A 24700-nucleotide genomic window follows, 5' to 3' on the forward strand; every position below is an offset into this window, starting at 1 on the left:
CACCGCAATACGGCCTGCTGCGTCGCAGCGGCCTGATCGCCTCACTGAAACAAGGAAACATCATGGCTGTTCCGCTTCTCGATCCGAACGCACCCGATTTCACGCGGCGCTACGTGAATCTTGCCGACCCGCGTCTCGGTGCGCAGGCGCTCGAGGCCAGCGACGACTTCTTCGCGCCGAAGGACCGGATGCTGAACCCCGAGCCGGCCGTCTTCATTCCCGGCAAGTACGACGACCACGGCAAGTGGATGGACGGCTGGGAAACGCGCCGCAAGCGTACGACCGGCTACGACTGGTGCATCGTCAAGCTCGCGCGCCCGGGCGTGATCAAGGGCTTCGACATCGACACGAGCCATTTCACCGGCAACTTCCCGCCGGCCGCGTCGATCGAGGCCGCGTTCGTGGCCGACGGCGCGCCGACGCATGCGACCGAGTGGGTCGAGATCGTGCCGTCGACGACGCTGCAGGGCAACAGCCATCACTACGTCGAAGCGCACGACGCACGGGCGTTCACGCATCTGCGCGTAAACATCTACCCGGACGGCGGCATCGCGCGCCTGCGCGTGTACGGCCAGCCGCAGCTCGACTGGGCCGGCGCGAGCGCGACCGAGCAGTTCGACCTCGCGGCGATGGAAAACGGCGGTTACGTGGTGGCCGCGAACAACCAGCACTTTGGCGTCGCGTCGAACCTGCTGCTGCCGGGCCGCGGCGTGAACATGGGCGACGGCTGGGAAACCCGCCGCCGCCGCGAGCCGGGCAACGACTGGGCGATCATCGCGCTCGCGCAGCCGGGCGTGATCCGCAAGATCGAAGTCGATACCGCGTTCTTCAAGGGCAACTATCCGGATCGCTGCTCGATCCAGGCCGCGTACGTGTCGGGCGGCACGGACAGCTCGCTGATCACGCAGTCGATGTTCTGGCCGGTGCTGCTCGGCGAACAGAAGCTGCAGATGGACAAGCAGCACTACTTCGAACAGGACATCGCGTCGCTCGGCCCCGTCACGCACGTGCGACTGAACATCATTCCGGACGGCGGCGTGTCGCGCCTGCGTCTGTGGGGGACGCTCGACAAATGAAGACGCTTGCCATCGAACCGCTGACCAAGGAAGCCTTCGCGCCGTTCGGCGACGTGATCGAAACGGAAGGGGCGAAGCAGATCCCGATCAACCTCGGCACGACGATCCGCTTTCACGATCTCGCGAAAGTCGACGTGACCGATGAAGGCGGCCGCACGCTCGTCAACCTGTTCCGCGGCCAGCCGCGCACGCTGCCGTTCGAAGTGAAGATGCTGGAGCGGCACCCGCTCGGCAGCCAGGCGTTCGTGCCGCTGAACGACCAGCCGTATCTCGTCGTCGTCGCGCCCGCGGGCGATCTCGACCCGGCGAAGATCCGTGCGTTCGTGACGAGCGGCTGGCAGGGCGTCAACTACGCGAAGGGCGTGTGGCATCACCCGCTGATCGCGCTCGGCGGCGTCAGCGACTTCATCGTCGTCGATCGCGGTGGTGACGGCCTGAACCTGAACGAGCAGGATCTGCCGGAATCGCTGTGGCTCACCGAGGATGCACTGGATGCGGTGACGGCCTGAGTCAGGCCGATCCGATCGTCCTCCCGTCGAAACCCGCGCGGCCTGCGCGGGTTTTTTCATGGACGCTCGCCAGCGCGTGAATCAGATGGACGAGGACTGGCGCATCGCGCGCGAACCCTGGCCGCCGCGCCGCCGGGTGGCGACCGGCGCATGCTGCGTCATCAGCTCGGCCACCCAGTCGACGAACACGCGAAGCTTCGCGCTGACGTGCCGGTTCGGCGGGAAGGCGACGTACATCGGCATCGGTTCGAGTTGCCATTGCGCGAACAGCGGCACCAGTTCGCCGTTCGCGCGATACGCGGCGGCCATGTAGTCGGGCAGCCACAGGATGCCGAGCCCCGCGAGGCCGGCTGCGAGGTACGCATTGCCGTCATCGACCGCGAGCACGTAGCGCCCACGCACGTGGACTTGCTCGCCGTCGCATGCCATCGCGAACGGCAGCGTCTTGCCGGTGCGCGCCCACAGGAAGCCGACGACGCGATGATGCGCGTCGTCGAGTTCGGCCGGATGCGACGGCGTGCCGGCGCGCGCGAGATAGGCGGGCGATGCGTACACGCCGAGCCGCAGGTCGCCGATGTGGCGCGCGACCAGCGAGCGGTCGGTCGGCTCGCCGCCGCGCACGACGCAATCGACGTTCTCGCCGATCACGTCGACCACGCGGTCGCTCACGCCCATGTCGAGCTGGATGTCCGGATGGCGCGCATGAAACGCGGGTAGCGCCGGGATCAGGATCAGGCGCGCGAACGGGCTCGGCACGTCCACCCGCAGCCGCCCGCGCGGCGACGCCGACGCCGCGGACAGGCTCGTTTCGGCATCGTCCATGTCGGCCAGCAGCCGCACGACACGTTCGTAGTACGCGGCGCCGTCGGCCGTGACGACGACCTTGCGGGTCGTGCGGTTGAACAGCTTCACGCGCAGCCGCGCTTCGAGCTGCTGCACCAGTTGCGTGACGGTGGTGCGGCTCATGTGCAGCGTGTCGGCTGCCTTCGTGAAGCTGCCGGCTTCCACCACGCGGGCGAACGCCTGCATTGCGTCGAATCGATCCATCGGGTCGGGGCTCCGCGTCGGTCGCAGGATTGTTTGGGATGTTCAAACAGTGTTGGACAGGGTTGCCGGTTTATCCGCCGCGCAACGGTCCTTAAAGTGCCTTCATCGTTGATGCACGGGCTGCCGCCCAAGACCGATGGAGGTGTCGAATGGCAAAGCGTAGCGCAGTTTTTCCGCCGGGTCGCCAGGCGCTGTACGACCGCAACCGGTATTCGCCAGCGCTGCGCGCGAACGGCTTCCTGTTCGTATCCGGGCAGGTGGGCAGCCGCGAGGACGGCTCGCCCGAGCCGGAACTGGGCGCGCAGGTGCGCCGTGCGTTCGACAACCTGAATGCGGTGCTGCGCGCGGCCGGCTGCACGTTCGACGACGTCGTCGACGTGACGGTGTTCCTCGTCGATCCCGAAGCGACGTTCAAGCGGGTCTGGGAGATCGTGCCCGAATACTGGGGCGACGCACCGCATCCGACGCTGACCGCCGTCGGCGTGACCTGGCTGTATGGGTTTCAGTTCGAGATCAAGGTGATTGCGCGGCTGCCGGAGACGGGCGACGCATGAGCATTCGGCGCCTGGGTTTCAGCTTGGCCTGCATCACGGCGCGACGGCCGGCTCGTGTTCATACGCGCGATGCAGCAGCGCGACGAACGACGACGAATCGGGCAGCGTCGCCGTGCCGAGCCGGCGCACCGCGATGGCCGGCGTCCATGAATTCATCACGACGGCGCCGGCCAGTGACGGCAGGTCGGCCGGCCTGACTTCACGGTCGTGCTGCGCGACGCCGAGGCGTGCCAGTTGCCGCCGCAGGATGCCCATCGTGACACCGCCGAGCATGCCGGCCACCGGCCACACGACCGCGTCGCCGGTCCAGAACGCCAGATTCCAGATCGAGCCTTCGCTGATGCGCCCGTGGCGATCGATGAACGCCGCATCGTCGAAACCCCGTGAGACCGCGCGGCGCAGAAAGTGCGTTTTCGCGACTTCGCCGACGTGCTTGATCGCCGGCAGCACGCGCTCGTAGTCGAACAGCGCGAGATCGAGTGGGCCTGCGGGCCCCGACGACGGCGCCGCGGTGCGCACCAGCACGTCGAGCGTTTCATCGGCGCGCGGCGCGACGAATTCGCCGCTCGTCGCATGAACGGTCGCGGTCAGCGACAGCGCCGATGGCGCGTGCTCGAGCGCGGCGTGCAGGAACGTGCGCATTCGTGCGTCGGGCAGCGCCTGCCCGAACAGTGCATTCGATGCTTCGCGCAGCCGGGCGAGATGCAGGTCGAGGCCGCGCACGCGCCCGTCGCGGACCTGCATCGCGGTGAAATGCGCGTGGCCCGCGAAGGCCAGCGCGGCGAGTGCATCCGGCGCGGCGGTCGTGCCGTTGAGTTGAGTGACGGACGGGAACGATACGGCGGTCATCGGCAAATCTCCGGGTTCGGCCGCGGGCACGGGGCGGCGCGCGGCATCTTCAAGAACGGCTATTGTTTGCTCATTGATGGCGTCATGAAAAACGAGTAGTTTTCGGACGGTCATCAAATTCCTTTTGAAGATCGATGGAACGCATGTGGCCCGGTACGCGCGCGCTGAGGACGTTCGATGCAGCGGCGCGGCACCTGAATTTCTCGCGGGCGGCCGACGAGGTCGGGTTGACGCCGGCCGCCGTCAGTCACCAGATCAAGGAAATCGAAGCGCAACTCGGCATGGACCTGTTCGTCCGTACGAGCCGCAGCATCCGGCTGACGCCCGCCGGCGTCGTGCTGGCCGGCGCGGCCGCCGACGCGCTGGCGGGCCTGCAACGTGCGACCGCACGGGCGCGCCGCCTCGCGCGCGAGCAGACCGAACTGCGCGTGTCGGTCGGCGCACGCTTCGCGACGCACTGGCTGCTGCCGCGCCTGCCGCGTTTCAGGGCCGCCCATCCCGCGCTCGAACTCACGTTCGACATCACCGATCGCCTGCGCGATTTCGCCGACGACGATGTGGACGTCGCGATCCGCTTCGGCACCGGGCGTTACCGCGATGCAGGTGCGCAGCGCCTGTTCGGCACGTCGGTCGTCGCGGTCTGCAGCCCGGCGCTGCTGTCGGCCGGGCAGCCGCCGCGCGTGCCGCGCGACCTGCTGCGCTACACGCTGTGCCACGCCGACTGCGAAGTCGACGGCGTGCGCTGGCCGCGCTGGTCGGCATGGATGACGGCAGCCGGGGTCGCAGGTTTCGACGACAGCCGGTGCGTCGCGTTTCCGGATTCCAGCCACGTCGTGCAGGCCGTGGCGGACGGCGCGGCGGTCGGGCTGGCCGAGCCGCACATGATCGTGCGCGATCTCGCGGACGGGCGCCTCGTGCGGCTGTTCGACGTGAGCGTCGACGTGGCGCCGGCGCTCGCGTATCACGTCGTATATCCGGCGCACCTGCAGGATGATCCGCGCATCGTCGCGTTGCGCGGCTGGCTCGCGGACGAAGTCGCGACGGTGCGCGTGTAGCGCGTGCTATCGTGCCCGCAGCGCCACTGCACGACGCCCGCTTCCGGGCGCGATCTTCCGATGAGCCAGCCTGAAAACGACCTCGCGGTCCTGCTGCGCACGATGCGGCCCGAACTGCATCCGGGCGCGTTCGCGTTCATCGCGCTGCCGCACGACGCCGACGTATCGGTATCCGACGTGATCGCGACGTTCCGCGAAGCGGAAGGGCTGACGGTCGTGGTCGACGAGCAGACGGCCGCCCGGCGCGGCTGGCCGGTGCTGTTCCGCGCCGCCTGGATCACGCTCACCGTGCATTCCGACCTCGCGGCCGTCGGCCTCACGGCCGCGTTCGCACGCGCGCTCGGTGCGGCCGGCATCAGTTGCAACGTGATGGCCGCCGCGTACCACGATCACATCTTCGTGCCGTTCGACGACGGCCCGCGCGCCCGCGATGCACTCGTCGCACTGCAGCGCGACGCGATGCGCGGCTGACGCGCGCAGGGCATTCTGAGCGGGCAAAAAAACGGGCCCGTGACCGGGCCCGCGAACGGAGAGGATGGCGCCGGCGCATGACCGTGCCGGCGCCGGGCGGCTTACTTGACCGCGCCGCCCTCGAACCAGGCGGCGAGCTTGGTCCGCTCGTCGTCGGTCATGTGCGTGACGTTGCCGATCGGCATCGCCTTCAGGCGCACGGCCTGGTCGTAGATGCGCTGCGCGTTCTTCGACACTTCGTCCGGCGTATCGAACATCACGCCCGCGGGCGCGCTGCCCATCAGCGTCGGCTTGGCCGAGTGGCACTCGACGCAGCGCTGCTGCAGGATCGGCATGATGTCGTTGATCACGATCTTCGGTGCGTTGGCCGCTTGCGCTTCCGGTGCGACCGGCTTCGGCATCGTCCACACCAGCGCGCCCGACAGCAGCGCGACGCCGCCGATCGGCAGGTACCACAGCTGCTTGCCGCGGTGACGCATCACGAAGAACTGGCGAATCAGCGCGCCGGCCAGCATGATCAGCACGAGCACGACCCAGTTGAACTTGTTCGTGTACGTCATCGCATAGTGGTTCGACAGCATCGCGAACACGACCGGCAGCGTGAAGTACGTGTTGTGCACCGAACGCTGCTTGCCGCGCTTGCCGTAGATCGGGTTCGGCTCTTCGCCCTTGAGCATCTTGTCGACCATCTTGCGCTGGCCGGGGATGATCACGAAGAACACGTTCGCCGACATGATCGTCGCGAGCATCGCGCCGACGATCAGGTAGGCGGCACGGCCCGAGAAGATGTGGCACGCGAGGTACGCCGCGACGACGACGTACAGGCCGACGCAGATGCCCAGCACGCGGTCGTTGGTGCCGAGGATGCGGCACAGCGAGTCGTAGACGATCCAGCCGGCGGCGAGGAAGCCGAGCGCGGACGCGACGGCGACGACCGGGCCCATGTCGAGCACGTTCTTGTCGATCAGGTACGTGTTCGGGGCGAGCAGGTACAGCACGAAGAACAGCGTGAAGCCCGACAGCCACGTCGTGTACGACGGCCACTTCGACCAGTGCAGGTCATCCGGCATTTCCGGCGGGGCGACCGTGTACTTCTGCATGTTGTAGAAGCCGCCGCCGTGGACGTGCCACAGCTCGCCGAACACGCCGCGCTTGCGCTGGTTCGGGTCGGTCGGCGGTTTCAGGCTGTTGTCGAGCGCGACGAAATAGAACGACTCGCCGATCCACGCAATCGCGACGATGACGTGCAGCCATCGCAGCGCGAGGTTCAGCCAGTCGGTGATGAAGCCTTCCATGAAACTCCTCCAGACTCAGATTTTGTCTTGATGCGGGCGCTGATGCGTATGTCAGCTGCCGCGATAGGTGCTGTACGACCACGGCGACACGAGCAGCGGCACGTGGTAGTGCGATGCGGTGTCGGCGATGCCGAAGCGGAGCACGACGCGGTCGACGAAGCGGGGTTCGGGCACCTTCACGCCGAGCGCCGCGAAGTAGTCGCCGGCATGGAATACGAGTTCGTATTCGCCGGCGGCGAGCGCCGCGCCTTCGAGCAGGGGTTCGTCGCAGCGGCCGTCGCTATTGGTCAGCACGGTCTTGATCGCGCGGCGCGATTCGCCGTCCAGCGCGTAGAGGTCCACCTTGATGGCGGCGCCGGGACGGCCGTGCGCCGTATCGAGTACGTGGGTAGTGAGCTTTCCCATTCGTTGTTCCTTGTGTGAATGCGAGGTTCGGCGGCGGCTCGATCCATGACTGTGCGGCGGATCGAGGCTCCACGTCACGTGGCTACATACCCGTCGGCGAGAGTGAAGCGAGCGCCGTGCAGGCATTGTAAAAAGGTTCCCCACGCAAATACGGGCGCGATATCAAAGATAATGCGCCGCGCATGAGCGGCTGTCGACGGCCCGCCGGATAGGGCTTCGAGCGGCGGTTGCGGGCGCCCGGCAGGGCGGCGGGCGGCGTACCATACCGAATCCCTGAAGGGCGGTATTCCGGATCGCGCATTGTGCGCGGCGCGCGCTTGGGCGATCCTCCCGCCGTGCGCGTCGGCCCGTGGCCCGCGCGTACCCCGAAGACGGCGAGCACGCCGGGTAACCGGGCCAGGGCGTTCGAACGGACGCAGGCACCGGGGCGTGCCGCGATTCAGCGTTCGAACGGCTGTGTGACCGCCTCCAGGACAGCCCCTGGAGGCAGACCGACGCGGAGAACGCATGAATCTCGAGCAGCACGCTGGCGCACGCGCGCCGAACCCCTCCTCATCCCGCCCGACGACCCTGCTGGTCAAGCACGCCGACGTGCTCGTGACCATGGACGACACGCGTCGCGAGCTGCGCGACGCAGGGCTCTACATCGAAGACAACCGGATCGTCGCGGTCGGCCCGAGCGCCGAGCTGCCGGACACGGCCGACGAAGTGCTCGACCTGCGCGGCCACCTCGTGATCCCGGGGCTCGTGAACACGCACCACCACATGTACCAGAGCCTCACGCGCGCGGTGCCGGCCGCGCAGAACGCCGAGCTGTTTGGCTGGCTCACGAACCTGTACCGGATCTGGGCGCACCTGACGCCCGAGATGATCGAGGTGTCGACGCTCACCGCGATGGCCGAGCTGCTGCAGTCGGGCTGCACGACGTCGAGCGACCATCTGTACATCTACCCGAACGGCAGCCGGCTCGACGACAGCATCGGCGCCGCGCAGCGGATCGGCATGCGCTTTCACGCGAGCCGCGGCGCGATGAGCGTCGGCCAGCGCGACGGCGGGCTGCCGCCCGATTCGGTCGTCGAGCGCGAACCCGACATCCTGCGCGACGCGCAGCGCCTGATCGAGACCTATCACGACGAAGGCCGCTACGCGATGCTGCGCGTGGTGGTCGCGCCGTGCTCGCCGTTCTCGGTGAGCCGCGAGCTGATGCGCGACGCGGCCGTGCTGGCGCGCGAATACGGCGTGTCGCTGCACACGCACCTCGCGGAGAACGTCAACGACATCGCGTACAGCCGCGAGAAGTTCGGGATGACGCCTGCCGAATATGCGGAAGATCTCGGCTGGGTCGGCCACGACGTGTGGCATGCGCACTGCGTGCAGCTCGACGATGCGGGCATCGGCCTGTTCGCGCGTACCGGCACGGGCGTCGCGCACTGTCCGTGTTCGAACATGCGGCTCGCGTCCGGCATCGCGCCGGTGAAGAAGATGCGGCTCGCGGGCGTGCCGGTCGGGCTTGGCGTCGACGGTTCCGCGTCGAACGACGGCGCGCAGATGGTGGCGGAAGTGCGCCAGGCGCTGCTGCTGCAGCGGGTCGGCTTCGGGCCCGACGCGATGACCGCGCGCGAAGCGCTCGAGATCGCGACGCTCGGCGGCGCGAAGGTGCTGAACCGCGACGACATCGGCGCGCTGAAACCCGGCATGGCCGCGGATTTCGCCGCGTTCGACCTGCGGCAGCCGCTGTTCGCGGGCGCGTTGCACGATCCGGTCGCGGCGCTCGTGTTCTGCGCGCCGTCGCAGACGGCGTACACGGTGGTGAACGGGAAGGTGGTGGTGCGGGAAGGGCGGCTGGCGACGCTCGATCTGCCGCCCGTGATCGAGCGTCACAATGCACTCGCGCACGCACTCGTCGAGGCATCGCGCTGAAGCCGCGCGGCGGCGGCCAGGCCGGGCGCGCCGCCCCCGGCCATCGTCGCCCCGCGCCGTGAAAGCGCGGGCGCGTGCAGGCCGTTACGGCTCGATCAGCGTGCGGGTGGCTTCGGCGACAAGGCTGCGCAGCCAGCGCACTTCGTCGGAGTAATGGCAGCGTTCGTGCCACAGCTGGTAGTACTGCATCGGCGGGAAGTCGAGCGGCGCCGGCACGACGGACAGCGGCAGGAACTTCGCGTAGTGATCGGCGAACAGCCGCGTGGTCGTGAAGATCAGGTCCGACTTCACGAGCACGTACGGCGCGAGGTTGAAGTACGGCAGCGTGACGACCACGTGGCGCTTGAGCCGCTCGCGCGCGAGATGCACGTCGATCGCGCCGCGCTGGCCGACCGAGTACGGCGTCGGCGCGAGGTGCGGTGCGTTCAGGTACTGGTCGAGCGTGAGCCCGCCGCGCTTCGCGAACGGGTGCGTATTGCTCATCAGGCAGACGATTTCGTCGACGAACAGGTTCGACAGGTGCAGTTGCTCGGGCGGCTCGGGCCAGTTGCCAACGACGATGTCGAGCTTGCCGTCTTCCAGCGCGAGCTCGTAGTCGAACGCGGGGCCGAGCGAATGGAACTCGAGCGTCGCATTCGGCGCGGCCTGGCGGAAGCGTTCGACGACGGTCGGGACGAACAGCACGTTCAGGTAGTCGGGGCAGCCGATCCGGTAACAGCGGATCGACGTGGCCGGATCGAAGTTGTGCTGCTGGAACTTGATGCGCTCGATTTCACGCAGCGCGTTCTGCACGGGCTCGAGCAGGCGCAGCCCGTATTCGGTCGGCACCATGCCGGATTTGCCGCGCACCAGCAGCGGGTCGCCGGTGATGTCGCGCAGGCGCCGCAGCGCGGCGCTGATCGCCGGTTGCGACTGGTTCAGTTTGACGGCCGCGCGCGTGACGCTGCGCTCCATCAACAAGGTGTGCAAGACGCGCAAGAGGTACGTGTCGATCGCCTCGCGTTGCTGACTCATGTTATCTCCGGTTTATATGGCTGGGCTGATCGAGGGGCGGGTGGGGTATATCGTTTTTAATATGAACGAAAATCAGCGTCAAGAGATGGATACCCGTGGGCACGCGGCGGCCGGGCCGCGACAAGGGGCCCGAACGGGGTGCAATGCGGGGCGCGCGGCGCCGCACGGCTCCGCATTGCGCGGGTCCGGATCGCGGCGCGGCGGGTGCGGCGGTGCGCGCGTCAGTCGTCGATGCGCATGCCGACCTTCAGCGTGACCTGCCAGTGCACGACCTGGTCGCCTTCGATGTGACCGCGCGTTTCGGTCACCTGGAACCAGTGCAGGTTGTGCAGCGTCTTGCCGGCTTTCGAGATCGCGTTGCGAATCGCGTCGTCGCTCGATTGCCGCGACGAGCCGGTCAGTTCGATCATCTTGTACACGTGGTCGCTCATGATGCCTCCCTGGGACGTTCGCATGATGGGCCGGTGCAAGGCGCGCGCCCGCAACGGCGCCGTGCGTGCCCGGCTTCTTGAGTGATAGGTATGATGGGCGGCAAGTGCAACCCATATCGGAGACGAGGAACATCGTGGAAGTCGGATTTTGCGGACCGGGATTGATGGGCGCGCCGATGATTCGGCATTTGCTGGCGGCCGGGCATCGCGTCAGCGTGTGGAATCGCTCGCGCGAGAAGGCCGAGGCGCTCGTGAAGGACGGCGCGCAGGTAGTCGGCACGCCGCGCGAGCTGGCCGAGCGCGTCGATACGGTATTCGTGTGCGTGCTCGACGGTCGTGCGGTCGGCGACGTCGTGTTCGGCGAGCACGGGCTGCTTTCCGGTGGCGCGAATGCGCGTCGCCTGCAGCGCATCGTCGATCATTCGAGCATTCCGCCTGCCGCCACGCGCGACTACGCGGCGCGCGCGGCCGCGCTCGGGGTCGGCTGGGTCGATGCGCCGGTGTCCGGCGGCGTGCCGGGCGCGCAGGCCGGCACGCTCGCGGTGATGGCCGGCGGCCGCGCGGCCGATCTCGACGCGGTGCGCCCGCTGATCGATACGTATGCGTCGCGCATCACGCACATGGGCGACGCGGGCGCGGGCCAGACGGCGAAGCTGTGCAATCAGGCGATCGTGACCGCGACGGTCACCGCGATCGCCGAGGCGGTCGGCCTCGCGCAGGCGAGCGGCATCGACGCCGCGCGCCTGGCCGAGGCGCTGGCCGGCGGCTGGGCCGATTCGGTGCTGCTGCAGACGTTCGTGCCGCGCATGACGTCGGGCGGCCATCCGCCGATCGGCGCGCTCGCGACGTTCCAGAAGGATGTCGATGCCATCGCCGACGCCGCGCGCGACACGGGCGCGGTGATGCCCGTGTCGGCCACCGTGCAGCAGGTGCTGAGGCTCGGCGCGGCACAGGGGCTCGCCGGCGCCGATTTCGCCGCGTTCATCGACATCGTGCGGCCGAACAACGGCCGTCAACAGGTGTCGTGACGGGCAAGCGGAGCGTGTGAATGGCAGATGGGCCGCCCGGAGGCGGCCCATCGAATGACTGGCGGATCAGCCGAGCGAGCGGGGTGTCGTGTCGCCCGCGTTCTGGCGGCCGAGGCCGCCGCGCAGGCTCGCTTTCGTGCCTGCACCAAACTCGGGCAGGATGCGCGCACGGGCGCGGCTCGCGAAGACGAGGAAGCCGAAGCCGTTTGCTTCGTACCAGTATCCGCCGTTCTCGAGGCCGTCGAGCGGCTGCTCGAGCGCGTTGGCGATCGATTCGATGCAGCGCTTGCGCAATTCGGCGATGGCCGGATAAGGCGGCTGTGCGCCGCGCACGCTGCACAGGAGCACGTCGAGGCCGGGCAGCACATGCGCATAGAGGACGGGTTCGTCCTGCGCGCGGGCGCGGGCAATCTTGGTGTCGAGCTGGGCAAACGGTTTCGAGTGACGCAGGACCGCGAGGAACGACTCCTGGCCATCCTGCGGCGCACGCCGACGTTTTTTCGGGAAGGACATAAACACTCGCCTCAAAAACAATTGCAAGAAATGCGGCACTTTCATGCGACCCACTCCCGGCTATGTACGCCGCATGTCGATCCTTTATAGCACACGAAAATGCTGCATTCGTGCAGTACGACGATCAATGTCTCCCGTCGACCTGCTCGCCATGATCGACACAGCCAGCGTCTTGGCGCCCGTACTGTCGTTTAGTCTCCATCATAGACCTGCTTTTCCCGCGCGTGCATTCGCTCGTCACAAAAAAATGAGATGGGCCGCATGCGGCGGTGCATCGTGTACGCAATAAAAAGGCCCGCACGAGGCGGGCCTGGCGGGCGGAGCGCGTGGCGATCAGCGCTGCTTGAGCGAATCGCGGATCTCGCGCAGCAGCACGGTGTCTTCCGGCGTCGCGGCCGGCGCGGCTTCTTCCGGCTTGCGCAGTTTGTTGATGAATTTCACCATCAGGAAAATGATGAACGCGAGGATAACGAAATTGATCGCCACGGTGATGAACGAGCCGTAGCCGAATGCGGCGACGCCTGCGGCCTGCAGGTCCTTGAACGAGTCGGGATTACCCTTGAACGTCGGGGGGATGGTGCCGAGCAGAACGAACTTGTTCGAGAAATCCAGACCGCCGGTCAGCACACCGATGACCGGCATGATGAGGTCTTTCACGACCGAGTCGACGATTTTCGAGAACGCGCCGCCGATGATCACGCCGACGGCGAGATCCATCACGTTGCCCTTGACGGCGAACTCCTTGAATTCCTTGATGATGCTCATGAGCGGCTTTCTCCTGGTTGGGGGCGAGAGGAGGCGTGCCGCGACGCGCAGGATTGCTTTGCGTCGAATCAGGGTCGGTGGCACGCCGATGGCCGCATGATAGCGAACGTGCCCCATTGCCGGTAGTCCATCTTGAAATGATTGACAAATCCGCGCGTCGGCGCGGCCGGTCATGCAACGGGGCGTGGCGTGCGTGTCAGGGCGTCGACATGCACGTCGACGCCCGGTGGGCAGGGGCTCAGGTGTTGTCGTCGGTCCAGCCGTCGTCGTTGCTGCCGAGGTCCATCCCGCCGCCGCCGTTGCCGTCGCTCCAGTTCGAATCGTCGCCGCGGCCGAAGTCGAAGCCCGGGTCGGCTTCCTGCCGGCGGCGCTCGCCGTCGACGATCACGTCGTGTTCGACCACGCGATCGCGGCCGCCGGACATCGCCTGGCCGAGCAGCACGCCGGTCAGCAGTCCGCCCATCCCGCCGCCGAAACCGCCGCCTTGCTGGATCACGACGGGCGGCTGCTGTTGCGGATAGGGTTGTTGCGGCGGGTAGGGCTGCTGCTGATAGGGCTGGCCCTGGGCGCCCGTCACGCGATCGGCTTCCTGCGCGTACACGGAGCCGCTGCCGTTCGTCGGCGCCGCGGGCTGCGCGGCCGGGTCGGGGCGGCCCTCGACGCGCGCCTTCACGCTGGCGTGACGCTGTTCGAGTTCGTCGACGCGATACGGCGGCACCGGATTCTTGCCGTTCGACAGCGTTTCGACGAGCGTACGCGCGTCGTTCTCGATCGCTTCGAGTTCGCCGGTCAGCGCCGCGGCGCCGGGCGCCGTCGACAGCTTCGCATCGAGCTTGAGCGGCCGGATGTCGTTCAGCACGTCGGTCGCGCGCTTGAGCTGCGTGCGGCGTTCGTCGTCGGCGCGGCCGTTGTCGGCCGTGCGCGCGCGCCGCAGCGTCCAGCGCAGCACCAGCGCGATCACGGCGACGATCAGCCCGAGGCCGATCCACATGCCGGTCGACGGGCCGTGTTTTTCGGCCGGCGCGACGGCGGGGGCGAGCCCCGGCTGCAGCGTGCCGGCCTGCGTGGCCGACGGCGTGTTGCCGCTCACGCGCGCGGCGTCGGCGCGAATGCGCGACTCCGTTTGCGCGAAACGCGACGCGTCGGTGAAGCGCAGTTGCGGATCGAGCGATTTCGCGCGCTGCAGTTGCACGAGCGCATCGGACGCGCGGCCTTCGCGGTCCAGCACCTGCGCATACAGGTAGCGCGCGTGCGCGTTGTTCGGATGGGCGTCGATGACTTGCGACAGCTGCGTGTCGGCGCGTTGCCAGTCACGCTGCGCGATCGACTGCTCGACCTGCTGCAGCGACGGTACCGCGAACGCGGCGGACGACAGCAACATCAGCGAGAGGCCGAGTGCGGCGAGAGATTTCTTCATGGTCGAACCGGGCGCAGGCGCCCGTCTCCTGACGATCGGTTCGCGCCGCGCGCCCGGGCCGGGGCGCGGCGCGGTGGCCCGCGATGGCGGTTACTGCGCGGGCGTATCGAGCTGCTTCTTCAGTGCGGCGAGGCGATCTTCCACCGACGGGCCCTTGTTCAGCGCGGCGAGCTTGTCGTCGAGCGCCTTGCCGCTCGACGTGTCGGCCGAGTTGAGGCGCGCGTCCGAGCGCGCGTTCTGCAACGCGACCTTGTCCTCGAGCTTCTGGAAGTCCTCGGACAGGTTCTTGCCGCCGATGCCGCCCAGCGCGCTGGCGGCCACGTCCTTCGCCTGCGCGATTTCCTGCTTGGCCTGCAGGATGTTCGAGCGCGCATTCAGGTCGTTGCGGCGCTGGCGCATGTCGGCGATCTGCCCCTTCAGCTTGTCGACCGACGGCTCGAGCGTCGTCAGTTCGGCCGCGAGCGCATCGCGCTCGGCTTCCGCGTTCGACTGCGCCGCGAGCGCCTCGCGCGCGAGCGCTTCGTCGCCGCCCTGCAGCGCGCGCTTCGCGCCGTCCTCGTACTTCCTGACCTTGTCGTCGGCCGCATCGCGCTTGCTGCGCTGGGTCGCGACCTGTGCCTCGATCTCGATCAGCGAATTCTCGGCACGGCCGATGCTGTCGTCGAGCTCCCGCACGATCTGCCGTGCGTCGCGCGACGGATCCTGTACCGAATCGGCCGCATCGTTCAGCAGGCCTTTGATCGTGCGCGAAATAGAGTCGAAAAGCGACATGAAATCCTCCGTGGTTGAAAGGCGCCGCGTGACCGCGGCAATGCCCGTCGCGAGCCGGTTCCGGCCCGCGTGAGCCGGCGGATATTACACCACCGGTTCACTTAAATACGGCTTAAACGCGCGAGTTCAAGCGGCGCACGCATCAGGACGCCAAACCTTTCGCGACTGAAAGAAAAATGCCCGCGCGCGCCGTATCGCGTGTCCATCATAGGCCGAGGATGCCGACAATACGTTCCGCAAATCACGGCATTGCGGGAATTTTTACAAAAAATCGCGAAGGCCCCCGGGCGATTTCATTAAAATGCGCTGTCACGTCGCGGGAACGGATCGCCGCGCGGCGGGGTCTGTCGACGTGACAGCCGCATCTCGATGCACCCACTCTGATTCATCCGCTTGCATTTCCGCATGCGTCCGAGGGCGCCACGTACGCCCGCCATTCCGACATGCCAATTATCAAACGACCGCCTTCTTCTTCCGACAGGAACGAGCCCCACTACACGCTGCGCCGTTCGCCGTCCGGAGCCTATTACCCCGATGACGACGATCGCGACGACGGCCGCCGCGCGCAGCAGCGCAGCGGCGGTGGCGGAGGGCGCCGCCGCACGTTCGGCTCGCGCGTCGCGCTGTGGTTCGTCGGCTTGTTCGCGACCCTGGCGGTGGTCGGCGCGCTGATCGTCGGCTACGCGCTGGTCGTGATGGCGCCGCAACTGCCGTCGCTCGACGCGCTGACGAACTACCAGCCGAAGGTGCCGCTGCGCGTGTTCACCGCCGACCACGTGCTGATCGGCGAGTTCGGCGAGGAGCGCCGCAGCCTCGTGCGCTTCCAGGATATTCCCGACGTGATGAAGAAGGCCGTGCTCGCGATCGAGGACTACCGCTTCTACGAGCACGGCGGCGTCGATTTCGTCGGCATCCTGCGCGCGGGCGTGGCCGACCTGATGCACGGCGGCGCGCGCCAGGGCGCGAGCACGATCACGATGCAGGTCGCGCGCAACTTCTTCCTGTCGAGCGAGAAGACCTACACGCGCAAGATCTACGAAATGCTGCTCGCGTACAAGATCGAGAAGGCCCTGACGAAGGACCAGATCCTCGAGCTGTACATGAACCAGATCTATCTCGGCCAGCGATCGTACGGTTTCGCGGCCGCGGCGCGCGTGTACTTCGGCAAGGACCTGAAGGACATCACGCTCGCGGAAGCGGCGATGCTCGCGGGGCTGCCGAAGGCGCCGTCCGCGTACAACCCGGTCGTCAATCCGAAGCGCGCGAAGGTGCGGCAGGAATACATCCTGAAGCGCATGCTCGACATCGGCTACATCACGCAGCCGCAGTACGACGAAGCGATCAAGGAAGAGATCCACGTGCGCACGCCGGGCAACCAGTACGCGGTGCACGGCGAGTACGTCGCCGAGATGGTGCGGCAGATGATGTACCAGCAGTACAAGGACGAAACCTATACGCGCGGGCTGACCGTCACGACGACGATCAACTCGGCCGACCAGGAAGCCGCGTACCAGGCCGTGCGTCGCGGCATTCTCGACTACGAGCGCCGCCACGGCTATCGCGGCCCCGAGGCATCGATCAACCTGCCCGCGGCCGGCGACGAACGCGACGAGGCGATCGACGATGCGCTCGCCGATCACCCGGACAACGGCGACCTGCAGTCGGCGGTCGTGCTGTCGGCGTCGCCGAACGCGGTCGAGGTGCAGTTCGTCGGCGGGGCGACCACGACGATCGGCCCGGCCGGGCTGCGTTTCGTCGCGGCCGCGCTGGGCGCCCGTGCGAACAACACGCTGCGCATCAAGCCGGGCTCGGTCGTGCGCGTGCTGAAGGACGGCAAGACGGGCTGGCAGGTCGTGCAGCTGCCGCAGGTCGAAGGCGCGCTCGTCGCGATTGCGCCGCAGGACGGTGCGATCCGCTCGCTCGTCGGCGGCTTCGACTTCAACAAGAGCAAGTTCAACCACGTGACGCAGGCGTGGCGGCAGCCGGGCTCGTCGTTCAAGCCGTTCATCTATTCGGCGTCGCTCGACAAGGGGCTCGGGCCGGCGACGATGATCAACGACGCGCCGCTGTACTTCCCGCCGAGCGTGCCGGGTGGCACCGCATGGGAGCCGAAGGACGACGACCAGCCGGACGGCCCGATGACGATGCGCACCGGCCTGCAGCGTTCGAAGAACCTCGTGTCGATCCGGATCCTCGCGTCGATCGGCACGCAGTATGCGCAGCAGTACGTGACACAGCGCTTTGGCTTCGATCCGGCGAAGACGCCGCCGTACCTGCCGATGGCGCTCGGCGCGGGCCTCGTGACGCCGCTGCAGCTCGCGACCGGCTACGCGGTGTTCGCGAACGGCGGGTACAAGGTCGACCCGTACCTGATCGCCGAAGTCGACGACGCACGCGGCCAGCCGCTGCAGAGGTCGCAGCCGGTGGTCGCGGGCGGCACGGCGCCGCGCACGATCGAAGGCCGCAACGCGTACGTGATGAACAGCCTGCTGCATTCGGTCGCGACGGCCGGCACGGGCGCGGGCACCAACGCGCTGGGCCGCAACGACCTGCAGGGCAAGACGGGTACCACGAACGATGCGAAGGACGGCTGGTTCGCCGGCTACCAGCAGTCGCTCGTCGCGGTCGCGTGGATGGGCTTCGACCAGCCGAAGAGCCTCGGTAGCCGCGAATTCGGTGCGCAGCTCGCGTTGCCGATCTGGGTGAACTACATGCGCACCGCGCTGAACGGCGTGCCCGAGCAGCAGATGCCGATGCCGGACGGCCTGACCACGATCGACGGGGAGCTGTACTACGCCGATCGCACGCCGGGCAACGGCTTCGTCGCGAACGTCGACATCAACCCGGCGGAGAACGCGATCAGCGCGAACGACGCACTGGGTTCGGCCGGCGCGGCCGGGCTGGCGCCGCCGCCCGTCACGCCGCAGGAGAAGCAGCAGATCATGGACATGTTCGAGAACAGGTAAGCGGACGCCGTGCTTCAGACATGCCGACGGGCGCCTTCGGGCGCCCGTTTTGTCGTGCGCGGCCGGCAGTGGAGCGCGGTGAATCAGAACGACGCGCAGGCCGGCACGATGGCGATGCCGACCGATTGCTGATGGAACCGCTGGACGTATGCCTGCCGGATCGCGGCGAGCCGTGCGCGCGTGTCGGGCGTATCGTCGGCGATGATGCGGATCACGAAGCTGTCTTCGTGCGTGATCCTGTCGGTCGAGCGGTCGCGCCATTGGCCGTGCGTGTCCCAGTAGGTGAGGCCGTCGGGGAAGCGCGGCGTGACCGTGTCGGCGAGGAAGGCCGCGCGTTCGGCATCGGTGACGGGGCCGCGCCCGGCGACGTCGCGCCCGAACAGCAGGTCGGCCTGCAGCATGCGGCTTTCACCCGGTTGCGTGCAGGACGCGGATTGCGCGCCGGCGGTGGACGAGGCTGGCGCCGCGCAACCGGCGAGCAGCGCGAGCACCGCCGTGCATGCGGCCAGCCGCCGCATCTGCCCATTTCGTGACGATCGACCTTCGCGCGCGCAAAACGCTGCGCGCTCAACCACTTGCGTGCGGGTCCGGCGGGTTATCAACAGGGCTGTCAACATAATCTGGGGATAACCCTAGGTTGGTTTGCACGCGCCGAGTCGGGATCAGTGCTGCAGTTTCGCGTGCGCGAGATGCATGCCGAGCGTGGCGGGGTCGGTATTCGTGCCCGACAGCAGCACGCCGACGCGCTTGCCCTGCAGCGTTTCGCGCAGCGGGCCGAGCAGCGCGGCGAGCGCGGCCGCGCAGGCCGGCTCGACCGACAGTTTCAGGTGCGAGAACAGGAACAGCATCGCGGCGCGCAGCGCATCGTCGGAGACGGTGACGATGCGGTCGAGGTGGCGCCGGCACAGCTGGTAGCTGTATTCCTCGGTATGCGGCGCCATCAGCGAATCGGCGATCGTCTGCATCGCGCTCATCTTGATCGTGTGATTGGCCGCGAAGCTGCGGCTCATCGCGTCGGCGCCTTCCGGCTCGACGCCGTACACGTGCACGCGCGGATTCGCGAGCCGCAGCGCGGTCGCCATGCCGGCCGCGAGCCCGCCGCCGCCGATCGGCACGATCACCGCGTCGAGGTCGGGCGTCTGCGTCGCCCATTCGTAGCCGAGCGTCGCGGTGCCGAGGATCGTGTGATAGCCGTTGAACGGATGAATGAAGAAGCGGCCTTCCTCGGCCTCGATGCGCCGCACGAGGTCGAATGCCTGCGATGCGCTGCCCGCCAGCACGACTTCCGCGCGGTACTGCTTGCACTGCGCGATGCGCGTCGGGCTCGCGGTATGGAACATCACGACCTTCGCGCTGCTGCCGAGCCGCATCGCCGCATACGCGACGGCCGCCGCATGATTGCCGGCCGACACGCAGGTGACGCCGGCGTTCTTGCGGGCTTCGTCGAGCGCGAGCAGGTGCGTGAACGCGCCGCGCGCCTTGAAGCTGCCGCTCGCCTGCAGCAGCTCGAACTTGAAGTTGACGTGCGTGCCTTCGAGGGAGGGCAGGTCGGCGCGCTCGAACACGGGCGTGCGCGCGACCCACGGCGACAACGCGAAATGCTGCGCGGCGATTTCGTCGAGCGTCGGAATCGGCTCGCCGTCGATCGTCGTGTGGGCGGTGCCCTGTTGTTCAGTCGACATGACGTGGCGGGTGGCGGAGTGGGCCGACCCGCACACGCGGGCCGGCGTGGCGGGAGGCAGTCAGTGCGCGTCGACCGACATGCTGCGGATGAACTTGCGCAGGAACTGCTCGCAGCCGGCGAGCTGCGCGAGCTCGACATATTCGTTCGGCTTGTGCGCCTGCTCGATGTTGCCGGGCCCGCACACGACGCTCGGAATGCCCGCGCGGGCGAACAGGCCGGCCTCGGTGCCGTACGCGACCTTGCGCTTGTCCTGGTCGGCCGTCAGCGCGCGCACGAGCTGCGTGATCGCGGCTTGCTCGGTCGCGTCGAGGCCGGGCGCCGCGGCGATCTTCGAGAACTCGATCGCGGCGTTCGGATGCTCGCGCAGCATCTGCGGCAGCAGCGTTTCCTGCGCATACGCTTCGATGCGCGTGAAGATCTGCTCGGGGTCGAGGGTCGGCAGGTTGCGGAATTCGAAGTCGAAGCGGCACTCGGCCGGCACCGTGTTGATCGCGTTGCCGCCCTGGATCGTGCTCGTCTGCGCGGTGGTGAACGGCACGTCGTACAGTTCGTCGAACGGGCCTTCGGCGCGGAAGCGCTCGGCGATGTCGCGGATGTGGCAGATGAGGCGCGCCGCATACTCGATCGCGTTGAGCCCCTTCGGCGTCAGCGACGAATGCGCGGCGTGGCCGCGCACGCAGCAGCGGTACGCGTTGATGCCCTTGTGCGCGATGATCGGCCGCATGCTGGTCGGTTCGCCGACGATGCAGCCCGACGGTTGCACGCCGCGCTTCACGAGATCGGCGATCATCAACGGCGCGCCCGCGCAGCCGATTTCCTCGTCGTAGGACAGCGCGAAATGGATCGGCTTCGCGAGCTTCGTCGCCTGCATCTCGGGCAGCAGCGCAAGCGCCGCGCCGATGAAGCCCTTCATGTCGCAGGTGCCGCGGCCGTACAGGCGGCCGTCGCGGATTTCCGGCGCGAACGGGTTGCTGTCCCACTGCTGGCCGTCGACCGGCACGACGTCGGTGTGGCCCGACAGCACGATGCCGCCGTTCGTCGAGCCGTCGTGCGCGGGCACGGTGGCGAACAGGTTCGCCCAGCCGTCGCGCGGATCGTGCGTGATCGTCGACACGATGCCCTTCGCGGCGAGCGCGTCGCGCACCGTTTCGATCAGGCCGAGGTTCGGCACGCGGCTCGTCGTGTCCATCGACACGAGTTGCTTGACCCAGGGCAGGCTGACGAGCGATGCGTCGCCTTCGGTTGCGGCGGACGGCGCCGGCGCGTCGAGAGTGGACATGGCAAAACTCCGTCTGATGAATGGGAAATCATACTCAAAAACGCGCGCGCCCGCCTTCGTCGGGCGCGATGCGGTGCAGCAACGTCGCGCCCGTCAGGATTGCATCAGCGGGCCGCGACGGCCGCCCCCTGTTTCGGGCCGAGCGCGCGCAGCGTTTCCTTGATCGTCGACACGCGGATCGCGAGATCGGGCGAGCGCGTCTCGATGCGCAGCTTGTCCTGGCCCGCGAGCTTGATGTGGCGATGCTTCTGCACCATCTCGATGATCCGCATCGGGTCGATCGGCGGATTCGGCTCGAACTGCAGCCCGATCGCGACCTCGCTCGCATCGATCTTCACGATGCCGAGCGGCTTCGCGGCGATCCGCAGCCGGTGCGTCTCGACGAGCGCGTGCGCCTGCGGCGGCAGCTTGCCGAAGCGGTCGATCAGTTCCTCCTGGATGCCGTCGATCGCGTCGCCGTGCTCGCAGTTCGCGAGCCGCTTGTACAGCGACAGCCGCTCCTGCACGTCCGCGCAGTAGTCGGCCGGCAGGATCGCGGGCGCATGCAGGTTGATTTCGGTCGTCGCGGCGAGCGGGGCGGTGAGGTCGGGCTCCTTGCCGTTCTTCAGCGCCTTCACCGCGTCGTTCAGCATGTCCGTATAGAGCTGGAAGCCGATCTCGTGGATTTCGCCCGACTGCTTGTCGCCGAGCACTTCGCCGGTGCCGCGGATCTCGAGGTCGTGCATCGCGAGATAGAAGCCCGAGCCGAGTTCCTCCATCTGCTGGATCGCTTCCAGGCGGCGCTGCGCCTGCTTGGTCAGCGACTGCGGATCGTGGACCAGCAGGTACGCGTAGGCCTGGTGGTGCGAGCGGCCGACGCGGCCGCGCAACTGGTGAAGCTGCGCGAGGCCGAACTTGTCCGCGCGGTGCATGATGATCGTGTTCGCGCTCGGCACGTCGATGCCGGTCTCGATGATGGTCGTGCACAGCAGCACGTTCGCGCGCTGCGCGACGAAATCGCGCATCACGCGTTCGAGCTCGCGCTCGTGCATCTGGCCGTGCGCGATCACGATGCGCGCCTCGGGCACGAGCGCCTCGAGCATCGCCTTGCGGTTCTCGATCGTCTCGACTTCGTTGTGCAGGAAGTACACCTGGCCGCCGCGCTTGAGCTCGCGCAGCATCGCCTCGCGGATCACGCTTTCCTCCTCGCGGCGCACGAAGGTCTTGATCGCGAGCCGCTTCTGCGGTGCGGTCGCGATCACCGAGAAATCGCGCAGCCCTTCGAGCGCCATCCCGAGCGTACGCGGGATCGGCGTCGCGGTGAGCGTCAGCACGTCGACTTCCGCGCGCAGCGCCTTCAGCGCTTCCTTCTGGCGCACGCCGAAGCGGTGTTCCTCGTCGATGATCACGAGGCCGAGACGCTTGAACTGCACGTCCGACGACAGCAGCTTGTGCGTGCCGATCACGATGTCGACGCTGCCTTCGTTGATCTGCGCGATCGCCGCATTCACTTCCTTCGCGGTCTTGAAGCGCGACAGCTCGACGATGCGCACCGGCCAGTCCGCGAAGCGGTCGGCGAAGGTCTGCGTGTGCTGCTCGGCGAGCAGCGTGGTCGGCGACAGCAGCGCGACCTGCTTGCCGCCCAGCACCGCGATGAACGCCGCGCGCAGCGCGACCTCGGTCTTGCCGAAGCCGACGTCGCCGCACACGAGGCGGTCCATCGGCTTGCCGCTCGTCATGTCGCCGATCACGGCCGCGATCGCCGCGGCCTGGTCGGGCGTTTCCTCGAAGCCGAAGCTTTCCGCGAATTTCACGTAGTCGCGCGGGTCGAGCGAGAACGCGTGGCCTTCGCGGGCCGCGCGGCGCGCGTACAGGTTCAGCAGTTCGGCGGCCGTATCGCGGATCTGCTGGGCGGCCTTGCGCTTCGCGCGCTCCCACTGGCCGGAGCCGAGCGCGTGCAGCGGCGCGCTGTCGGGATCGGCGCCGCTGTAGCGCGAGATCACGTGCAGTTGCGCGACCGGCACGTAGAGCTTGCTGTCGCCCGAGTATTCGAGATGCAGGAATTCGGTTTCGCCTTCGCCGAGATCCATCGACACGAGGCCCATGTAGCGGCCGATGCCGTGCTGCGCGTGGACGACCGGGTCGCCGACCTTCAGCTCGGACAGGTCGCGCACCATCGCGTCGACGTTGCTTGCCTGCTCCTGCCGACGACGGCCCGCGCGGCGGCCGAGCGCGCCGTACAGCTCGGTCTCGGTGACGATCGCATAGCCTTCGCCCGGCACCGCGAAGCCGTTCGCGAGCGGCGCGACGCCGAGCGCGAAGCGTTCGTCGCTTGCAAGCCAGCTCGCGAAGTCGTCGTTCGACGCGGGGCGCAGGTGGTGTTCGGCCAGCAGTTGCAGGATCGTCTCGCGGCGGCCGGCCGATTCGACCGTCAGCAGCACACGCTTGCCCGACGATTCGACGAACGTGCGCAGCGACGCGAGCGGATCGTCCGCATGGCGGTCGACGGTGAGCTCGGGCAGGGCGGTCGCCCAGCCGCCGGCCGGCTGCGCGGGCAGCACGACGCGCGCGAACGGCTTCGCGAACGCGAAGAAATCCTCGTCGGACAGGAACAGCCGCTGCGGCTCGAGGATCGGCCGCTCGCGATCGTGCGCGAGGAATGCGTGACGCTGCTTCGTGTCGGCCGTGAAGCGGCGGATCGACGCGTCGAGGTCGCCGGTGAACACGAGGTGCGCGTCCTGCGGCAGGTAGTGGAACAGCGTGGCCGTCTCGTCGAAGAACAGCGGCAGGTAATACTCGATGCCGGCCGACGGCACGCCGTTGCCGATGTCCTTGTAGATCGGCGCGCGGCTCGGGTCGCCTTCGAAGGTTTCGCGCCAGCGGCTGCGAAACGCCGTGCGCGCGGCTTCGTCGAACGGAAACTCGCGGCCGGGCAGCAGCCGCACGTCGCGCACCGGGTAGAGGCTGCGCTGCGTATCGGGATCGAACGCGCGGATCGAATCGACCTGGTCGTCGAACAGGTCGATCCGGTACGGCAGCGGCGAACCCATCGGGTACAGGTCGATCAGCGAGCCGCGCACGCAGTATTCGCCGGGCCGCACGACCTGGCTCACGTGCTCGTAGCCGGCCAGCGTGAGTTGCGCCTTCAGCTTCGCCTCGTCGAGCCGCTCGCCCTGCGCGAACGCGAACGTGTACGCGGCCATGAACGACGCGGGCGGCATCCGGTACAGCGCGGTGGTCGCGGGCACGAGCAGGATGTCGCAGCGGCCCTCGCCGAGGTCGTGCAGCGTCGCGAGCCGCTCGGACACCAGGTCCTGGTGCGGCGAGAAGGTGTCGTACGGCAGCGTTTCCCAGTCGGGCAGCAGGCGCACGCGCGCGTCGGGCGAAAAGTAGCGGATTTCCTGCGACAGCCGCTGTGCATCGACCGCGTTCGCGCAGATCACCGCGAGGAGCGGCACGTCCTGGCGGTTGTCGGCGAGATAACGGGCGATGGCGAGCGCGTCGGCGGAGCCGTGCGCGCCGTCGAAGGCGAAACGCTGGCCGGGCTTGACGCGGGCAACGGGTGAAGCGGACGGGGTGGAAGCGTTATCTGGCATAGGGACGACAGGGGTGGCGTGCACGGGCGCAGCGCGGTGCGCCGGTCGAGACGAAAGACCTATTATAAAATCCGCT

At 67.9% G+C, this 24700-nt stretch carries 22 protein-coding genes; 8 read left to right on the forward strand and 14 right to left on the reverse strand.

The annotated features are described in order from the left end of the window. Positions 1-62 precede the first annotated feature (62 nt). Complete coding sequence (gene alc / locus H0X90_RS07405; RefSeq protein WP_006490198.1) at positions 63-1076, forward strand: allantoicase; 1014 nt, start codon at positions 63-65, stop codon at positions 1074-1076. Further along, positions 1073-1585: an ureidoglycolate lyase gene (locus H0X90_RS07410; RefSeq protein ID WP_006495587.1), complete on the forward strand. Its 513-nt coding sequence runs from the start codon at positions 1073-1075 to the stop codon at positions 1583-1585. The genes alc and H0X90_RS07410 overlap by 4 nt, the downstream gene beginning before the upstream one ends. 81 nt (positions 1586-1666) lie before the next feature. Here H0X90_RS07410 and H0X90_RS07415 read toward each other — a convergent pair whose 3' ends face one another. Beyond that, positions 1667-2632, reverse strand: a complete 966-nt coding sequence (locus tag H0X90_RS07415) for a LysR family transcriptional regulator (protein ID WP_006490214.1) — start codon at positions 2630-2632, stop codon at positions 1667-1669. 149 nt (positions 2633-2781) lie between these two features. Here H0X90_RS07415 and H0X90_RS07420 point away from each other — a divergent pair, with 149 nt between their 5' ends. After that, positions 2782-3186, forward strand: a complete 405-nt coding sequence (locus tag H0X90_RS07420; RefSeq protein WP_048989279.1) for a RidA family protein — start codon at positions 2782-2784, stop codon at positions 3184-3186. A 33-nt stretch (positions 3187-3219) separates the two neighbouring features. Here H0X90_RS07420 and H0X90_RS07425 read toward each other — a convergent pair whose 3' ends face one another. Then, a complete protein-coding gene (locus H0X90_RS07425; RefSeq protein ID WP_006490219.1) occupies positions 3220-4149 on the reverse strand; it encodes an aminotransferase class IV family protein in 930 nt (309 codons plus the stop codon). A gap of 20 nt (positions 4150-4169) precedes the next feature. On the opposite strand from H0X90_RS07425, the gene H0X90_RS07430 reads away from it, so the two are divergent. Next, entirely contained in the window at positions 4170-5090 is a 921-nt protein-coding gene (locus H0X90_RS07430; protein ID WP_006490229.1) for a LysR substrate-binding domain-containing protein, read from the forward strand. A gap of 60 nt (positions 5091-5150) precedes the next feature. Beyond that, on the forward strand, positions 5151-5561 hold the full coding sequence (locus H0X90_RS07435) for an ACT domain-containing protein (RefSeq protein WP_006495592.1): 411 nt from the start codon (positions 5151-5153) through the stop codon (positions 5559-5561). Between the two features lie 101 nt (positions 5562-5662). On the opposite strand, the gene H0X90_RS07440 is transcribed toward H0X90_RS07435, so the two are convergent. Together H0X90_RS07440 and uraH are read right to left on the reverse strand one after the other, a co-directional pair. After that, complete coding sequence (locus H0X90_RS07440; RefSeq protein WP_006490217.1) at positions 5663-6856, reverse strand: urate hydroxylase PuuD; 1194 nt, start codon at positions 6854-6856, stop codon at positions 5663-5665. A 51-nt stretch (positions 6857-6907) separates the two neighbouring features. Further along, on the reverse strand, positions 6908-7261 hold the full coding sequence (uraH, locus tag H0X90_RS07445; protein ID WP_006490200.1) for a hydroxyisourate hydrolase: 354 nt from the start codon (positions 7259-7261) through the stop codon (positions 6908-6910). A 507-nt stretch (positions 7262-7768) separates the two neighbouring features. On the opposite strand from uraH, the gene H0X90_RS07450 reads away from it, so the two are divergent. After that, a complete protein-coding gene (locus H0X90_RS07450) occupies positions 7769-9181 on the forward strand; it encodes an 8-oxoguanine deaminase (RefSeq protein WP_006490193.1) in 1413 nt (470 codons plus the stop codon). Positions 9182-9265: 84 nt separating this feature from the next. On the opposite strand, the gene H0X90_RS07455 is transcribed toward H0X90_RS07450, so the two are convergent. Next, complete coding sequence (locus tag H0X90_RS07455) at positions 9266-10195, reverse strand: LysR substrate-binding domain-containing protein (RefSeq protein WP_006490213.1); 930 nt, start codon at positions 10193-10195, stop codon at positions 9266-9268. Between the two features lie 221 nt (positions 10196-10416). Further along, the gene (locus tag H0X90_RS07460) at positions 10417-10626 is read right to left on the reverse strand and encodes a dodecin (RefSeq protein WP_006493215.1); all 210 of its coding nucleotides are present in this window, start codon (positions 10624-10626) and stop codon (positions 10417-10419) included. 134 nt (positions 10627-10760) lie between these two features. Between H0X90_RS07460 and H0X90_RS07465 the strand changes: the two genes are divergently transcribed. Further along, positions 10761-11654, forward strand: a complete 894-nt coding sequence (locus tag H0X90_RS07465; protein ID WP_006495594.1) for an NAD(P)-dependent oxidoreductase — start codon at positions 10761-10763, stop codon at positions 11652-11654. Positions 11655-11720: 66 nt separating this feature from the next. On the opposite strand, the gene H0X90_RS07470 is transcribed toward H0X90_RS07465, so the two are convergent. The 4 genes from H0X90_RS07470 to H0X90_RS07485 all read right to left on the reverse strand — a co-directional run bounded on the left by H0X90_RS07470 (position 11721) and on the right by H0X90_RS07485 (position 15120). After that, the gene (locus H0X90_RS07470) at positions 11721-12167 is read right to left on the reverse strand and encodes a hypothetical protein (RefSeq protein WP_006488003.1); all 447 of its coding nucleotides are present in this window, start codon (positions 12165-12167) and stop codon (positions 11721-11723) included. A 333-nt stretch (positions 12168-12500) separates the two neighbouring features. Beyond that, on the reverse strand, positions 12501-12932 hold the full coding sequence (gene mscL / locus H0X90_RS07475; RefSeq protein ID WP_006487991.1) for a large conductance mechanosensitive channel protein MscL: 432 nt from the start codon (positions 12930-12932) through the stop codon (positions 12501-12503). Positions 12933-13170: 238 nt separating this feature from the next. Continuing rightward, a complete protein-coding gene (locus tag H0X90_RS07480; protein ID WP_077056452.1) occupies positions 13171-14349 on the reverse strand; it encodes a M48 family metallopeptidase in 1179 nt (392 codons plus the stop codon). Positions 14350-14439: 90 nt separating this feature from the next. Beyond that, entirely contained in the window at positions 14440-15120 is a 681-nt protein-coding gene (locus tag H0X90_RS07485; protein WP_006487987.1) for a PspA/IM30 family protein, read from the reverse strand. A 443-nt stretch (positions 15121-15563) separates the two neighbouring features. Here H0X90_RS07485 and H0X90_RS07490 point away from each other — a divergent pair, with 443 nt between their 5' ends. Beyond that, entirely contained in the window at positions 15564-18086 is a 2523-nt protein-coding gene (locus H0X90_RS07490) for a penicillin-binding protein 1A (protein WP_077190675.1), read from the forward strand. Positions 18087-18169: 83 nt separating this feature from the next. Here H0X90_RS07490 and H0X90_RS07495 read toward each other — a convergent pair whose 3' ends face one another. From H0X90_RS07495 to mfd, 4 genes are all read right to left on the reverse strand, one after another. Beyond that, positions 18170-18604 (reverse strand): DUF3574 domain-containing protein, encoded by a 435-nt coding sequence (locus tag H0X90_RS07495; RefSeq protein ID WP_060268532.1) that lies wholly within the window; start codon positions 18602-18604, stop codon positions 18170-18172. 144 nt (positions 18605-18748) lie between these two features. Continuing rightward, complete coding sequence (locus tag H0X90_RS07500) at positions 18749-19768, reverse strand: threonine/serine dehydratase (RefSeq protein WP_059720664.1); 1020 nt, start codon at positions 19766-19768, stop codon at positions 18749-18751. 60 nt (positions 19769-19828) lie between these two features. Next, positions 19829-21049, reverse strand: coding sequence for an acetylornithine deacetylase (gene argE / locus H0X90_RS07505; protein ID WP_006495598.1), 1221 nt, complete (start codon positions 21047-21049; stop codon positions 19829-19831). 104 nt (positions 21050-21153) lie between these two features. Further along, the gene (gene mfd, locus H0X90_RS07510; RefSeq protein WP_077190674.1) at positions 21154-24624 is read right to left on the reverse strand and encodes a transcription-repair coupling factor; all 3471 of its coding nucleotides are present in this window, start codon (positions 24622-24624) and stop codon (positions 21154-21156) included. Positions 24625-24700 lie beyond the last annotated feature (76 nt).

Origin of the sequence: Burkholderia sp. 9775_39 (assembly GCF_015712225.1) — a bacterium.
Lineage (GTDB): Bacteria > Pseudomonadota > Gammaproteobacteria > Burkholderiales > Burkholderiaceae > Burkholderia > Burkholderia cenocepacia.